General features: G+C 55.9%; 16 protein-coding genes. 8 read left to right on the top strand and 8 right to left on the bottom strand.

From position 1 onward, the window contains the following. Positions 1-88: 88 nt before the first annotated feature. The 4 genes from frr to rpsB form a co-directional block, all read right to left on the bottom strand. Positions 89-646, bottom strand: a complete 558-nt coding sequence (gene frr, locus V8L70_RS03605; RefSeq protein WP_336268877.1) for a ribosome recycling factor — start codon at positions 644-646, stop codon at positions 89-91. Positions 647-650: 4 nt separating this feature from the next. Further along, positions 651-1,424, bottom strand: a complete 774-nt coding sequence (pyrH, locus tag V8L70_RS03600) for a UMP kinase (RefSeq protein ID WP_088698827.1) — start codon at positions 1,422-1,424, stop codon at positions 651-653. Positions 1,425-1,600: 176 nt separating this feature from the next. After that, entirely contained in the window at positions 1,601-2,470 is an 870-nt protein-coding gene (tsf, locus tag V8L70_RS03595) for a translation elongation factor Ts (RefSeq protein WP_336268876.1), read from the bottom strand. A gap of 230 nt (positions 2,471-2,700) precedes the next feature. Beyond that, entirely contained in the window at positions 2,701-3,450 is a 750-nt protein-coding gene (gene rpsB / locus V8L70_RS03590; protein WP_008959879.1) for a 30S ribosomal protein S2, read from the bottom strand. Positions 3,451-3,797: 347 nt separating this feature from the next. On the opposite strand from rpsB, the gene map reads away from it, so the two are divergent. The 7 genes from map (at position 3,798) to V8L70_RS03555 (ending at position 11,756) form a co-directional block, all read left to right on the top strand. Next, the gene (map, locus tag V8L70_RS03585) at positions 3,798-4,589 is read left to right on the top strand and encodes a type I methionyl aminopeptidase (protein WP_336268875.1); all 792 of its coding nucleotides are present in this window, start codon (positions 3,798-3,800) and stop codon (positions 4,587-4,589) included. Beyond that, on the top strand, positions 4,589-7,264 hold the full coding sequence (locus tag V8L70_RS03580) for a [protein-PII] uridylyltransferase (protein WP_336268874.1): 2,676 nt from the start codon (positions 4,589-4,591) through the stop codon (positions 7,262-7,264). Before map ends, V8L70_RS03580 begins: the two co-directional genes overlap by 1 nt. Before the next feature lie 291 nt (positions 7,265-7,555). Continuing rightward, positions 7,556-8,752 carry a succinyldiaminopimelate transaminase gene (dapC, locus tag V8L70_RS03575; RefSeq protein ID WP_336268873.1) on the top strand — a complete coding sequence of 399 codons (1,197 nt, stop codon included), beginning with the start codon at positions 7,556-7,558 and terminating at the stop codon, positions 8,750-8,752. A gap of 31 nt (positions 8,753-8,783) precedes the next feature. Further along, complete coding sequence (locus V8L70_RS03570; protein WP_336268872.1) at positions 8,784-9,128, top strand: Spx/MgsR family RNA polymerase-binding regulatory protein; 345 nt, start codon at positions 8,784-8,786, stop codon at positions 9,126-9,128. 57 nt (positions 9,129-9,185) lie between these two features. Continuing rightward, the gene (dapD, locus tag V8L70_RS03565) at positions 9,186-10,211 is read left to right on the top strand and encodes a 2,3,4,5-tetrahydropyridine-2,6-dicarboxylate N-succinyltransferase (RefSeq protein ID WP_336268871.1); all 1,026 of its coding nucleotides are present in this window, start codon (positions 9,186-9,188) and stop codon (positions 10,209-10,211) included. Then, entirely contained in the window at positions 10,198-11,370 is a 1,173-nt protein-coding gene (gene dapE / locus V8L70_RS03560; protein WP_176302515.1) for a succinyl-diaminopimelate desuccinylase, read from the top strand. Before dapD ends, dapE begins: the two co-directional genes overlap by 14 nt. Next, positions 11,367-11,756 carry a hypothetical protein gene (locus V8L70_RS03555; RefSeq protein WP_035564767.1) on the top strand — a complete coding sequence of 130 codons (390 nt, stop codon included), beginning with the start codon at positions 11,367-11,369 and terminating at the stop codon, positions 11,754-11,756. The genes dapE and V8L70_RS03555 overlap by 4 nt, the downstream gene beginning before the upstream one ends. 77 nt (positions 11,757-11,833) lie before the next feature. On the opposite strand, the gene V8L70_RS03550 is transcribed toward V8L70_RS03555, so the two are convergent. After that, complete coding sequence (locus tag V8L70_RS03550; protein ID WP_281362637.1) at positions 11,834-12,373, bottom strand: cold-shock protein; 540 nt, start codon at positions 12,371-12,373, stop codon at positions 11,834-11,836. 112 nt (positions 12,374-12,485) lie between these two features. Between V8L70_RS03550 and V8L70_RS03545 the strand changes: the two genes are divergently transcribed. Next, entirely contained in the window at positions 12,486-12,734 is a 249-nt protein-coding gene (locus tag V8L70_RS03545; protein ID WP_101147424.1) for a SlyX family protein, read from the top strand. Positions 12,735-12,765: 31 nt separating this feature from the next. Here the strand turns inward: V8L70_RS03545 and ald are convergent, their stop codons facing one another. The 3 genes from ald to V8L70_RS03530 all read right to left on the bottom strand — a co-directional run bounded on the left by ald (position 12,766) and on the right by V8L70_RS03530 (position 15,720). Next, positions 12,766-13,884, bottom strand: a complete 1,119-nt coding sequence (gene ald, locus V8L70_RS03540; protein ID WP_336268870.1) for an alanine dehydrogenase — start codon at positions 13,882-13,884, stop codon at positions 12,766-12,768. A gap of 176 nt (positions 13,885-14,060) precedes the next feature. Continuing rightward, positions 14,061-14,495, bottom strand: coding sequence for an acyl-CoA thioesterase (locus tag V8L70_RS03535; RefSeq protein WP_008959890.1), 435 nt, complete (start codon positions 14,493-14,495; stop codon positions 14,061-14,063). A 34-nt stretch (positions 14,496-14,529) separates the two neighbouring features. After that, entirely contained in the window at positions 14,530-15,720 is a 1,191-nt protein-coding gene (locus tag V8L70_RS03530; RefSeq protein ID WP_336268869.1) for a class I SAM-dependent rRNA methyltransferase, read from the bottom strand. Positions 15,721-15,722 lie beyond the last annotated feature (2 nt).

Raw genomic sequence — 15,722 nt, 5'->3', positions numbered from 1 at the left:
CTCGCACCAAAGATCAGTCATAAAAAAACCAGCCAGAGTGTGGCAAAACGGGCAGCCTAAGCTGCCCGCGGCTGAAGAAAGCACAGGTTTATACCTGCATGAGGTCCTGCTCTTTTTCAGTCAGCGCTTTATCGATCTCAGCGATATACTTGTCGGTCAGCTTTTGAATTGCGTCTTCACCTTCACGCTGATCATCTTCAGTGATGTCTTTATCTTTCAATAACGACTTGAAATCACCGTTAGCATCGCGGCGTACGTTACGCACGGCTACGCGGGCGTTTTCAGCTTCGCTACGCGCCTGCTTGATGTACCCTTTGCGAGTCTCTTCGGTGAGCATCGGCATCGGCACACGGATCACGTTGCCTGCACTGGCCGGGTTCAAACCCAGATCAGAGGTCATAATGGCTTTTTCGATCTTCTGCACCATGCCCTGTTCCCAGGGAGCAATCGTCAGCGTACGGGCGTCTTCAACGTTAACTGACGCCACTTGGCTCAGCGGCACTTGGCTGCCGTAATAATCGACAGTCACGGCGTCCAGGATGCTCGGATGAGCACGGCCGGTACGAATCTTATTGAAGTTGCTATGCAGCGACTCAACGCTTTTTTTCATGCGCGATTCGGCATCTTTCTTAATATCGTTAATCACGTCATTACCCTCTGTATATCAGCGTGCCTTCCTTGCCCCCTACTACCATATTCAGTAGGGCACCAGGCTTATTCATATCAAATACCCGCACCGGCATATTATGGTCACGTACCAGGCAGATTGCGGTCAAATCCATCACACCCAACTTTTGATCCAGGGCGTCATCATAAGAGAGCTGGTCATACTTCACAGCATCAGGGTGTTTTACCGGGTCTTTATTGTAGACGCCATCGACTTTGGTCGCTTTGATCACCACATCCGCATCCACTTCAATGCCGCGTAAACAGGCAGCCGAATCGGTGGTAAAGAAGGGGTTACCCGTGCCTGCAGAGAACAGCACTACGTCACCGGAGGTTAAATAACGAATAGCGGTTCGGCGGTCATAATGTTCTACCACACCGCTCATCGGAATAGCCGACATCACTCGCGAGCGGATATTGGAGCGCTCTAGCGCGTCGCGCATGGCTAGCGCATTCATTACGGTGGCCAACATACCCATATGATCGCCAGTCACGCGATCCATGCCAGCTTCATTGAGTGCGGCGCCCCGGAACAGGTTGCCGCCGCCAATCACAATTCCTACCTGCACCCCGATACCAACAAGCTGGCCGATTTCCAGCGCCATGCGGTCAAGTACCTTAGGGTCAATACCAAAATCGTGCTCCCCCATTAGCGCTTCGCCAGACAACTTAAGCAAAATACGCTTGTATTTTGATTTTGTGCCTGCGGCTTTGCTGGGTGCTACGTGGGGGGTAGGCTCTTGAACATCACTCGACATGGCATCTCTCCTGAGGCAGACCTGAAAACAGGCAGGCGGGGCAGCCCCTTGGTATAAAACCAGTGTATAAAATCAGCTATCTAAGGGCCGATTATACTAGCATTAATTATGCAAGGGCCGGATACGCGAAGGCGTGCGCTCGCGCGCACGCCATCTTATTTCTGAAACCTCTGACCTCAGCGACGGCCAGCCTGTTCCATAACTTCTTTAGCAAAGTCGACTTCTTCTTTCTCGATGCCTTCACCCACTTCAAAGCGCGTGAAACCAACTACTTCGCCGCCCGCTGCTTTCACAAACTCAGCAACGGTCTGGTTCGGGTCTTTAACAAACGGCTGCTCGGTCAGGCTGTTTTCTGCCAGGTACTTTTTCAAGCGACCTTGAACCATCTTCTCAGCGATCTGCTCCGGCTTACCGGCCATGTCAGGTTGCGCCAGGATAATCGCTTTTTCAGCGTCCAGCTCTTCCTGAGGCATGTTTTCCGGATGGGCAACGGAGGGATTGATCGCCGCTACGTGCATTGCAACGTCTTTCGCCGCTTCTGACGTTCCACCTGTCAGCACGGTTAGAACGCCAATGCGGCCACCGTGAACGTATTCGCCCACTAAGCCACCGTCAGCAGCATTAACAACGACGGCACGACGCACGCCAATGTTTTCACCGATTTTCTGAACCAACTGCTCGCGTGCTGTTTCCAGCTCGCCCGCCATAACAGCGGCAACGTCTTCACTTTTTGCAGTGAAGAAAGCGCCGGCGATCTTGTCGGCAAACGCGATGAAGTTGTCATCACGCGCAACAAAGTCAGTCTCGGAGTTGATTTCGACCATAACGCCGTAGCTACCGTCTTCCGCTACACGCGTTACCACAACACCTTCGGCGGCGATGCGGTCGGCTTTCTTAGCCGCTTTTAGGCCTGAGCTTTTACGCAGGTTTTCAATCGCAACTTCGATATCACCGTCGGTTTCGGTGAGTGCTTTTTTACACTCCATCATGCCGAGACCGGTACGTTCGCGAAGTTCCTTGACCTGAGAGGCGCTGATAGCTGCCATGAGAATTCACCTCTGAAATAATGCTATGAGAATTAAACGCAACACAGAGTATAGGCATGATAAATGACCATCATGTATCACTCTGCCCTATGTCTCTCTGTATTGCGGGGCCGGTATTGAGTGCCGGCAAATTCGTCCGCTCAGACCATACGTCTGTCGCGGGAAAAAAGGGGGCATAGCCCCCTTTTTCTTGATGCGGCACATCTGCTTACCGCACCCACTGCGACGATTTACTCGGCGGCAGTGTTGTCTTCAGCTGCAGCGGCCTCTTCGGTCACTTCAACAAACTCTTGCGCGTTGCCTTCTTTGGCACGACCACACGCATCCGCAATCGCTTTAACGTAGATCTGGATAGCGCGGATGGAGTCATCGTTGCCGGGGATTACGTAATCAACGCCATCGGGGTTGGAGTTAGTATCCACCACGCCGATAACCGGGATGCCCAGTTTGTTGGCTTCGTTGATCGCGATGCGCTCGTGGTCAACGTCGATCACGAACAGTGCGTCCGGCAGGCCGCCCATGTTCTTGATACCGCCGATAGAACGCTCAAGTTTTTCTTGCTCGCGAGTTGCTACCAGAACTTCTTTTTTGGTCAGCTTCTCGAACGTGCCGTCTTCGCGCATGGTTTCAAGATCGCGCAGACGCTTAATCGACTGACGGATGGTCTTGAAGTTAGTCAACATGCCGCCCAACCAACGATGGTTGACGAAGTGCTGACCTGCACGGTTCGCTTCTTCTTTAATTACCTTGCTAGCGCTGCGCTTGGTGCCAACAAACAAAATTTTGTTGTTGGATGCCGCCATCTTCTCGACCACATCGATCGCTTCATTCAGCGCCGGAAGGGTGTGCTCGAGGTTGATGATGTGAATCTTGTTGCGCGCGCCGAAGATAAACTTGCTCATCTTCGGGTTCCAGTACTTGGTCTGGTGACCGAAGTGAGCGCCTGCTTTGAGCAGGTCACGCATATTAACGTGAGACATGGTAAAACTCCTCAAACTCGGGTTAGGCCTCCACGCACCCCATGGATCCGACCGTTGACCGCGTTAAACGCTGCCAGCGGCACCCGGGACCATGTGCCGGTGCATGTGTGTTTTTAAGGCTTGATGTTTTTAGTGATCAAACAAGCAGTGTGCTCTTTAATGAGCATGCTGCGGATTCATCGCCCTGCCCTACTGCCGTCTTTCCCAGCTAAGAAGCTTGGAATCACGATTGCAGGAAAGCGCGCGGCTTTATACCATAGATCATTGCCAAGATGAAGTCGCACCCCGTTTGACGGTCTTAAATTGCGCCATTCAATTTTTCCATTCTGAATCCATATCGAGTATTCATGAACGTTCCTATCAAGACGCCTTCTGAAATCGAACACATGCGCGAAGCCGGGCGCCAAGCGGCTAGCGTTATCGAAATGATCACCCCACATGTCCAGGCAGGGGTCAGCACGGGGGAAATCGACCGTCTTTGCCACGACTATATCGTTAACGAACTGGGGTCGGCCCCGGCGCCGCTGAACTACCACGGTTTTCCCAAGGCAACCTGCACTTCCATTAACCATGTGGTGTGCCATGGCATTCCCGATGACGCCAAGAAGCTCAAAAACGGCGACATCATGAACCTGGATATCACCGTCAAGACCAAGCACGGCTATCACGGCGACTCCAGCGTAATGTTCGTGGTGGGCGAGACTATTCAGGGCGAACGGCTGTGTCGCATCACCCAGGAGTGCCTGTACAAGAGTATTGAACTGGTGAAGCCTGGTGTACGCCTTTCCGAACTGGCTCGAGTGATCCAAAAGCATGCCGAAGAGCATGGCTACTCGGTGGTGCGCGACTTCTGCGGCCATGGCATCGGTGCTGATTTCCACGAAGAGCCGCAGTTTTTGCACTATGACGGCTACGCGCCGGACGCCGACATCAAGCTTGCTGCCGGCATGTGCTTCACCATCGAACCGATGATTAATGTCGGTGACTATAAAACCAAGGTACTGCGCGATGGCTGGACCGCCGTCACTAAGGATCGCAGCCTCTCCGCCCAGTGGGAACACACGCTGCTGGTCACTGAATCTGGTGTTGAAGTGCTGACCGCGCGTCGCGACGAAGACTTCAGTTTCTTGAACAACTAATGCTTCTTCACCACTACCGGTTTGAACCGGACACCTCGCTTTTCGATTTAGACCTGTTTCGCACCGAGCTTGCAGGTTCTCGCTCCCCGGTCGCCCCGTTCAAGGCCGCGCTGCGTGAACTACAAGCACGCTTCGATGACCAGTTTCGCGCCGGAGCGGATATTCGCGATCTCGTTCGTGGTCGCGCCTGGTACCTAGATCAGCTATTGGCCATTGCCTGGTCGCAACACGAGTGGCCCGATGACGGCATCGCGTTGGTCGCAGTCGGCGGTTATGGCCGGGGCGAGCTGCACCCACACTCCGACATTGACCTGCTGCTGTTGCTGGAGCAGGACGACGACACCGCCTACCGCGAACCGCTCACTGCCTTTATCACGTTTTTGTGGGATATTGGCCTGGAGATAGGTCACAGCGTACGCTCGCTCAACGACTGCGAACGGGAAGCCGAAGCGGACGTGACCGTGATTACCAACCTGCTCGAATCACGTTTGATCGCGGGGCCGGAGGCATTGCGTGAAGCCATGCGCGAGCGCCTCAGCGCCGAGCACATTTGGCCCGCCGACCGCTTCTTTGAGGCCAAGTGGCAGGAGCAGATTGCTCGTCACTACCGCTACAACAACTCCGAATATCACCTGGAGCCAAACCTCAAAAGCTCCCCCGGTGGATTGCGCGATATTCAGATGATCGGCTGGGTAGCCAAACGCCACTTTGGCACCGAACAGTACACCGACATCGTCGCTAACGGCTTTATGAACGACGCCGAACTGCGCATTTTGAGCCAGGGGCAGGCATTTTTATGGCAAGTGCGCTACGCCCTGCATATGCTCACCGACCGCGCCGAAGACCGCCTGCTGTTTGATCACCAGCGCACCATTGCCGAGATGTTTGGTTTCCGCGATACGCCTGAACGCCTCGCGGTTGAGCAGTTTATGAAGCGCTACTACCGCCATGTCACCGCGCTAGCGGGCCTTAACGATATGCTGCTGCAGCATTTTGACGAAGTCATCCTGCGCGGCAAAGAGGCACTGACCACCGTTAAATTGAACGAGCGCTTTGAAACTAAGGGCGGTTATATTCAAGTACGCTCGCGTAACCTGTTCCGCGAGCGACCGGCAGCGATGCTGGAGCTGTTTCTGTTGATGGCCAAGCACCCCGAAATTGAAGGGGTTCGCGCCGATACCATCCGACTGATTCGTGATCATCGCCACCAGATTGACGACCACTACCGGGAAGACCCGCGCCACCAGCGGCTGTTTATGGCCATTATGCGCGCCCCTGGCAACGTACCGCGCCAGCTTCGCCGCATGAACCGCTACGGCATTTTGGGCAAGTACCTGCCCGAATTTGGCCGCGCCGTGGGGTTGATGCAGCACGACCTGTTTCATATCTATACCGTCGATGCCCACACTTTGCGGCTGCTCAAGTTTCTGCACGGCTTCCGTAAGCCGGAAGCGAAAGGCGACTTCCCCGTGGCGGCAGCGCTGATGCAGCAGCTTCCCAAGCTGGATCTACTGTGGATTGCCGGGCTATTTCACGATATCGGCAAGGGCCGTGGCGGCGACCACTCGGAAATTGGTGCCCGGGACGTTGAACAGTTCTGCCAGCGGCATCACGTCTCGCCTCACGATACGAACTTGGTCAGCTGGCTGGTGGAGCACCACCTGCTGATGTCGATGACCGCGCAAAAGCGCGATATTAGCGACCCCGATGTGATTCGCGATTTTGCCCTGGTGGTGCGTAATGAAACCCGCCTGGATTACCTGTATGTGCTCACCGTTGCCGATATCAACGCGACCAATCCAACGCTGTGGAACGGCTGGCGGGCGACACTGCTACGCCAGCTGCATGCTGAGACCAAGCGTGCTCTGCGCCGCGGCCTAAACAACCCACCTGACAGAGATGACTGGGTACGCGAAACGCGCACCGAGGCGCGCTCGCTACTGCAAACTATTGGCGTTAACCGGGCACAAATCGACCAGCTTTGGGAATCCCTCGGGGAGGACTACTTTCTCCAGTATGCGCCTAGCGAAATTGTCTGGCAGACCCAAGGCATCCTGAACCACAACCAGTCGCCGCTGCCGCTGGTGTTGATCAGCGCGCCCACCGCCGACATGGCCGAAGGCGGCACCAAGGTGTTTATCCATACCCGTTCGGTGGATGATCTGTTCGCCGCCACTGCCGCCGCCATGGAGCAGCTGGGGCTATCGATCCACGACGCACGCATCGCCACTTCCCACAACGACTGGACGCTGAACACTTTTATTGTGCTCGACAGCCATGGCCAACCGATTCGCGACCCTGCGCACATCGAAGAAATGCGCCAACACTTAGTTGAAGAGCTTGATGACCCCGATGACTATCCAGATATCGTCACGCGCCACACGCCGCGCCAGCTCAAGCATTTCAAGGTACCCACGGAAGTACTGATTGAGCAGGACCCGGCTAATGAGCGCACCATGCTGGAACTAACGGCCCCCGACCGCCCCGGCCTGCTGGCTCGCGTGGGTCGAATCTTTATGGAGCAGGATATCTCGCTTTCAGCGGCGAAAATCGCCACCCTCGGCGAGCGGGTGGAGGACGTCTTTTTCATTACCACCAAGGCAGGCGAGCCGCTGACCGATCCCGAGCGCCAGCAGCAGCTGCGCGAACGTTTGATTGAAGTGTTGGGGGTTTGAGAAATAACTCCGGTTAAGAGTGCAGGTAACTAGGTGCCGAGGGCAGGTTGGAGCGAGGGGTCTTTCGCCAGGGCCGGAAAATGTTCCCAACAATTCCGGCATTTCCGCCATCCATGGCGGTCAGATGTCGAAAGTAGCGCCCACGGATGGGTTTACAGCGCCCTCGCGGAAACCTGCCCTCGGCACCGGCAAGCCTGCTCACGAACGATGATCACCCAGTTAGGTTTGAGCCTGCACCGGGGCTTGCCTATAATCGTCGCCTTATGCCAGCCAGCCACTAACGGACACATCATGAACGCCGACCTCGACGCCCTGCATCCCTACCCGTTTGAAAAGCTGGCGGCGCTAAAGGCGACGCTCACTCCGCCCACCGAGTTCGCCCATATACCGCTGACCATTGGCGAACCACAGCACGCGCCCTACCCAGCAGCGCTTGATGCCCTAGTAGCGCACCAATTGGAAATGGCCCGCTACCCGGCGACCAACGGCTTGCCAGCGCTTCGTGAAACCATCGCTAACTGGGCAACGCAGCGCTTTCAGCTACGCGACCTCGACAGCGAACAGCATGTCGTTCCGGTCAACGGCACTCGGGAAGCGATTTTTGCCTTTGTGCAGGCAGCCTTGGATCGCACACGCCCTGCGAAAGTCGCGGTACCTAACCCGTTTTATCAAATTTATGAAGGTGCGACGCTCTTGGCAGGCGGCGAGCCGCTCTATTTGGCCTGCACCGCTGAGAACAATTTTAGACCAGACGTTAGCGCTGTGTCCGCCGAGACATGGCGTGAAGTGCAGATCGTATTTATCTGCTCACCGGGCAATCCCACCGGGGCCGTCACGCCCATTGAAGAGTTCAAGCAACTCATTGCTCTGGCCGATGAGCATGATTTCATCATCGCGTCAGACGAGTGCTATTCGGAGCTGTACCTGGACGAGACCGCCCCACCGCCCGGTCTATTACAAGCCTGCGCCGAACTGGGCCGTAACGATTATCGGCGTTGCGTAGTATTTCACTCGCTCTCCAAACGCTCTAACTTGCCCGGCCTGCGCTCGGGTTTTGTGGCAGGCGATGCAGCTCTGCTAACCCCCTTCAAGCGCTACCGCACCTACCACGGCTGCGCTATGTCGATACCCATTCAGCACGCGTCTATTGCTGCCTGGCAGGATGAGCAGCACGTGCGCGCTAACCGCGACGCCTACCGGGAAAAATTTAGCGCGGTGACCGATGTGCTTGCGCCTGTCATGAGCTTCCCAGCGCCTCAAGCCAGTTTCTATCTCTGGCCCGCAGTACCCGGCGGCGATGACATCGCTTTCACCCAGCGCCTATTTGCCGAGCAGCATGTCAGCGTACTGCCCGGCAGCTTAATGGGCCGCACGGGGACAAACGGCATTAACCCTGGCGCAGGACGTGTGCGATTAGCGCTGGTAGCCGAATTGGCGCCTACGCTGGAAGCGGCGCAGCGTATCCGTCATCTTATTGAGCGCGGTTAACCGCGATAACGCTTTAGTTCATGGAGGCTGTATGCTGACGCTCTATATTATTAATACCTGCGACACCTGCCGTAAGGCGCGAAAAGCCTTGGAAGGCAAAGGTATTGCGTTCAAGACCTACGACCTGCGCAAAGATGGCCTTTCGGCGGGTCTGCTTGAGCATATTTTAGAACGCCTACCGCTTGCCGATGTCGTCAACAAACGTAGCAAAACCTGGCGCGACCTCCCTCAAGAAGAGAAAGATGCCTTTGATACGTCAGCTCGCCAGATGCTGGTGAAACATCCCACGCTACTGAAGCGACCACTACTAGAAGTAGACGACTCAACCATTCTGGTTGGCTACCGCGACGGCGATTACGACAAGCTGAGCAGTTAGTCGCTAGCCGCACTCATTCTTCATTCTCCACCACTCATCACTACAGGACACTCTCTTATGCTGAGCTTTGCGCTTGGAATTGGCACCCAAAACACCCAAGGCGACTGGCTGGAAATCTACTACCCGGCACCGCTGTTCAATCCCGAGGCGAGCTTGGTAGCCGCTGCTCAGCAAGCGCTGGATGCGCCGCAAGGCAACGCTGCGATTAGCTTTTTGCCTGAAGACTGCACACGCCTGGCAAAAGCCTTAGAGGCCGCTGGCCACTCCGCTCAAGCAGAGCTCGCTGAAGCGCTTTCCGCTAGCCAGCGCCCGCTGGTGGCTATGTTCCTGGACACCGACCAGCCACCACAGACCGCTCCCGAGGTCTACCTCAAGCTCCATTTGCTTTCCCACCGTTTAGTGAAGCCCCACGGGCTGGATCTGACCGGCATGTTTGGTCTGCTACGCAATATTGCCTGGACCAACGAAGGCGCGATCGATATTGAAGAGCTGCCTACACGCCGCTTAAAGGCGCGCTTGGCGGGGCGCGCGCTCTCCGTGGACTGCGTGGACAAATTCCCCAAAATGACCGACTACGTGGTACCTACCGGTATCCGCATCGGCGACACTGCCCGCGTGCGTCTTGGCGCTTACTTGGGCGAAGGCACCACAGTGATGCACGAAGGCTTTGTCAACTTCAATGCAGGCGCCGAAGGCCCCGGCATGATAGAAGGCCGCATTTCGGCGGGTGTAATGGTCGGCAAAGGTTCAGACCTCGGCGGCGGCTGCTCGACCATGGGCACCCTCTCCGGCGGCGGCAATATCGTCATTAAAGTAGGCGAAGGCTGCTTAATCGGCGCAAACGCTGGCATCGGCATTCCCCTGGGTGACCGCTGCACGGTGGAAGCAGGGCTTTATATCACCGCTGGCTCCAAAGTGACGCTGCTTGATGACCAGGGGCAGGAAGTGAACACCGTTGCCGCTCGGGAGCTAGCAGGCCAAGACGATCAGCTGTGGCGCCGCAACTCGCAGAACGGTCGCATTGAGTGCCTGACCAACAAAAGTGCCATCGCTCTGAACGAGGCGTTGCATGCCCACAACTGAGCCTGAAGCGCTGTCGCCGACGCTACAACTTGCCTTTGAGCTGCTCAGCCGAGCCTCGGTAACGCCGGACGACGAAGGTTGCCAGGAACTCATGATCGAGCGTTTAACAGCGCTCGGTTTCAATGTTGAGCGGCTGCCCTTTGGCGATGTAAAGAATTTTTGGGCAGTGCGCGGTCATCACGGCCCTGTCGTGGCTTTCGCGGGCCACACCGATGTGGTGCCCAGCGGCCCCTATATCAACTGGCAGTCCCCCCCGTTCGAGCCCTGCATCGACGCAGAGGGAATGCTGTGCGGGCGTGGCGCTGCCGATATGAAAGGCAGCCTCGCTTCCATGCTGACCGCCGTTGAACGCTTTGTCGCGAATCATCCAGAGCACGACGGCCGCATTGCCTTTCTGATCACTTCCGACGAAGAAGGCCCAGCGGTCGACGGCACCCGCGCGGTGGTTGAGCATCTGCGTGAGCGCAATGAACGCCTTGATTACTGTATTGTCGGCGAGCCTTCGTCCACCGATCGGCTGGGTGATGTAATCAAAAACGGTCGTCGCGGGTCGCTTGGTGCCACGCTACACATCAAGGGCGTACAAGGCCACGTGGCCTATCCGCATTTAGCGCGCAACCCTATCCATCAAGCGATGCCAGCACTCGACGCGCTGGTCAATGAGCATTGGGACGCGGGCAACGATTTCTTCCCTGCCACCAGTTTTCAGATTTCTAACCTGCGTGCAGGCACCGGAGCCACTAATGTGATTCCTGGCGATGTCGAAGTGGTGTTTAATTTTCGCTTCTCAACCGAAGTGACTCATGAAGAGCTCAAAGCGCGCACGGAAACCATTCTTGCTCAGCATGGCCTGGAGTATCAGATAGACTGGACGCTTAACGGCGAGCCTTTCCTGACCGCCGAGGGCGAGCTTGTCGATGCCGCCATCAAAGGCGTTGAAGCGGTGACTGGCGAGCGTCCAGCGCTTTCTACCAGCGGCGGCACCTCAGATGGCCGCTTCATTGCTACTCTGGGCGCTCAGGTGGTCGAGCTAGGCCCGCTGAACGACACCATCCACAAGGTCAATGAGCGCGTTCGCGCTAGCGACCTCGACGACTTAAGCCGGATTTACGAAGCGACGCTGCAGGCGCTGCTCGTCTCCGGCGAGGTAAACGTATGATGGAGCGTTATCCCGATATAGAAATCTACCTGGCTAGCGTTTCGCTGGAGGCGCTCAATGAGTGGCTAAAAAGCACGCTAATCGCACCGCCGCTCAGCCCGGCAGGCAAAGGCAAATGGCAAACCCGAGGTCAGTATCAGGGCGACTGTGTGCCGGTATTACTGGTCGATAAAGCCGCCGATGGCTTTGCCAGCCTATGGTTTGATAGCAACCATACCCCTTGGATGACTGACCAAGAGTGCGCTCAGCAAGCCGCAGAGGCGCTTCAGACCGAGGTACGATGCTCATTGGGCGGCTGGAACCCCGGCGATGACCCTGACCGCTTCTGGCAAGTGCTTCCAGGCGGTAAAGAGGGAGCCATAGAGTGGCCTGATTCGGGCCGTTAACAGACCCTATAACGTAAACGACCCCGCCGAAGCGGGGTCGTTTACTATCCTACGATCAATTTAGCTAGCCGTTAAGCTTACTCAATAATACTCACATCGTCGGCCTGCAAACCACGCTCATTTTTTATCACGTGATAACGCACAATTTGGCCTTCAGCTAACATACGCGGGCCACGGCCGCGAATGGCGCGAAAGTGTACAAAAACATCTTCACCATTATCGCGGGTAATAAAACCATAGCCTTTGTTAGTATTGAACCACTTCACTTCGCCCTCTTCACGGCCATCATTGGGGTCGATGATGTCTTCTTCCTCATCATCGTCCATGGGAGCAGCCGCTTGAGGCTGGCGCGATGCAGGCTTAGGACGCGCTACCACATCAGACGCCACCACTACTGAGGGCGCAAAAGCGGCAGACGCTAATGTGCCAATACACAGAACAATAAAACATCCGATAGCAACAGCAATATAGACACCGCTACTGTCTGCCAACACCTCCATTAATTGCTCGGCGAGGGCACTATTGGTTAAACGAACAATCCCCGCCAACAGAAGTGGCGTGGGGGCGGCAAGTAATACACTGATTAAGAAACAGCGAAACACAACTTTTGGGTTCATAGACAATAAAAGCTCTCTTGTTGTATGGGTAACAGACGAAGGACAATACCCGCACTATCAGGCCCATTCCCAATAGTACTGGCATACTACTACATAAGGTTGCAATGTTATCATGACCCACGAATTATCGCCTGCCGAGCTAACCCAGCTTGTGGAATCTTTAGAAAGCCGCTTAGCGCATCAAGAACACTGGCTGGACACGCTGGACCAAGCGGTGATTCAGCAGGAGCGCCGCCTGGAAAAACTGGAGCAGTTGAGTGGGCTGATGCGCGAACGCCTGCGCGAGCAGCATCAAGCACTTCAAGCAAGCGAACCCCAGGGCGGCCAACGCCCCGAGGATGAACTTCCGCCACACTATTAAGCCAATGGTAGCGCCAACGACTGCGTATTTATTAGCCTCCAACAACACTCGCGGGATTACTACTTTTCAGCCCAAAGGCGTCTGCCACGGCTTGATAAGTAACTTGACCAGCATGCACATTAAGACCGGGCAGGAAGTGCGGGTCGTCACGTAGCGCCTGCTGCCAGCCTTTATCCGCCAGGGCAAGCACGAAGGGCAGCGTGGCGTTAGTCAGCCCCTGGGTAGAGGTACGGGCCACGGCGCCGGGCATATTGGCGACACAGTAGTGAACAATGCCATCAACGATATAGGTCGGTTCGGCATGGGTAGTGGGCTTACTGGTTTCAAAGCAGCCGCCCTGATCAATCGCCACATCGACCAGTACACTGCCGGGCTTCATATCGGCTAGCATGCGGCGAGTGATCAACTTAGGCGCAGCGGCGCCGGGCACCAGCACCGCGCCAATAATCATATCCGACTCACGGGTGGCCGTTTCAAGTGCATCGGCGGTGGAATAAACCGTTTTGATGCGTCCCTGATAGCGGTCATCCAGCACTTCCAGCCGCGCCAGAGATTTATCCAGAATGGTGACTTCTGCGCCTAACCCCAATGCCATGCGAGCGGCATTTTCGCCGACGACGCCACCACCGATGACCGTCACTTTCCCCGGCGCCACACCGGGCACACCGGGCAGCAGCACGCCTGCACCGCCCTGGGCTTTTTCCAGGCTATGGGCACCGGCTTGAACGGCCATTCGCCCTGCTACGGTGCTCATCGGCGCGAGTAGTGGCAAGCCGCCACGGGCATCGGTAATCGTCTCATAGGCGATGCAGGTGGCGCCGCTTTTCATCAACCCACGGGTAAGGGGCTCTTCGGCGGCCAGATGAAGATAGGTGAACAGGGTATGCTGCGGAGTGAGCCGCGCCACCTCGTCAGGCTGGGGCTCTTTCACCTTGAGGATTAGCTCGGCATTGCACCACAGTGTGTCCACATCGGCTTCGATCTGAGCACCGGCGGCCTGGTAATCGGCATCGGTAAAGCCAGCGCCTTCACCGGCACTAGCTTGAACGCTGACCTGGTGGCCACGACCGGCTAACTCACGCGCACCAGTGGGCGTCAACGCGACACGGTACTCGTGATTTTTGATCTCTTTGGGGACGGCGATTTTCATTGGTTTTTTTCCCTGTGCTTTTAAAGGTCAGTCGTCTTGTTAAGCAAATTACAGCACAGCTAACGTTGACCACCACCCCAGCAAAGCAAAACAAAAAAAACGCCGGTTAAGGCGTTTTTTAGGAGAAAAATCTAACGATTGCCGGTTCTGCACGAAAAATTCCACTCTTCTTTCAATCACTCAACGATAACGGCGCCGCCATAGATGCGCCGATACTCCTCGGGCAAGCGTTTGGGCCGCCCCGTTGAGAGCGCCACGCAGGCAAAGCGCGTGCGGGCATAAAGCAGTGTTTTGGAATCGCTGGTACGCGCTAGTTGAAAACGCCGCGTCAGACTGAAGCGTTCATCGCAATCGACAATCCAGGTCGCCAACTGTAGCTCATCGCCTGCAAAAGCAGGTGCGAGGTAGTCCAGTTCATGACGGTGAACCACCATCGCACGGTCAAGCTCTCGGTAACGCTCAAGCGAGAGGCCGAGCGCTTCAGAGTGCGCCCAGCTAATCTGCTCAACCCAGCGCAGGTACTCGCTGTTGTTAACGTGCTGATAAGCATCAATTGCCTCATCAGCGACACGGATATCGATCACAAAAGGATCGGGCAGCGCCCACTCCATCCTTGGCTCCTCTTTATCCTGACTCTCGTGTGAATTAGTCGCGGAACACACGCACTCCCAACGCTTTCAGGTAAGACGTTTCAGGAATGGCTGGGTGTACTGGGTGATCAGGGCCTTGATGGCCTTGGAAAATCACCTGGCCATGGCGATCCTGGTGGCGAACGGCGCCACGTACCACATCCATCAACCGCTCGGGCGCTAGGTGCATTGAGCAGGAGGCGGACATCAACAGGCCGTCGCGACCCAGCAAGCGCAAGGCTTCGCGGTTCAAGCGGGCATAGGCACGCTCGCCGTTAGGGATATCCTTACGCTTTTTGATGAACGCAGGCGGATCAAGAATGACCACGTCAAACTCCTCACCCTCTGCCTTCAATGCTGCTAAGGCTTCAAATGCATCGCCTTCACTAACAGCCACTCTTTCCTGAACGCCATTGAGCTCGGCGTTACGTGCAACCTGATCTAGCGCTGGACCCGAAGAGTCTAGGCAAATCACCTCTTTCGCGCCGTGAACGGCTGCCTGCACACCCCAGCCGCCCACGTAGCTGAAGACATCCAGCACGCGCTTACCGGCCACTTGGCGATTGAGCCATTCTCGATTAACACGGTGATCGAAGAACCAACCGGTTTTCTGGCCATTAAGTACCGGCACGACAAAACGTGCACCGTTCTCTTCCAGCACCACTTCGTCAGGCAACGTGCCCTTGATAACGTCAACGTGGGCCTCGAGACCTTCCTGACGACGACCGCCAGTGTCGTTACGGAAAACGATCACTTCAGGCTTGACGACTTTTTCAAGCGCATCAACAATCTCATCAGCCAACGCCTGCATGCCAGCCGTATTGAGCTGCACGACGAGAACATCGCCAAAACGATCAATCACCAAGCCTGGCAGCAAATCGCCTTCACCGTGAATCAAGCGGTAATACGGCTGCTCATAAAGACGCTGACGTAGTGCCAGCGCTTGGTTAAAGCGGTGCACAAACAGCGAACGATCCAAGCGCATTTCAGGGTCACGTGACATGACGCGGGCCGCGATTAACGAATGGGGATTAACGTAAGCCACCGCCATGACTTTTCCGTTGGAGGCTTCTACCAGGGCGGTTTCGCCTGCCGCAAAGTTTTTCAGCGGCGTCTCTTTGATATCTACTTCATTGGAGTAGATCCAGAGATGGCCCGCTTTCAGGCGGCGGTCAGCATTTTTATTCAGGCGCAGGCGTTGGGTCACAG

The sequence above is a fragment of the Vreelandella arctica genome, from assembly GCF_037070215.1.
In the GTDB taxonomy this organism is placed as follows: domain Bacteria; phylum Pseudomonadota; class Gammaproteobacteria; order Pseudomonadales; family Halomonadaceae; genus Vreelandella; species Vreelandella arctica.
This window is presented reverse-complemented; position numbering and strand designations above follow the sequence as displayed.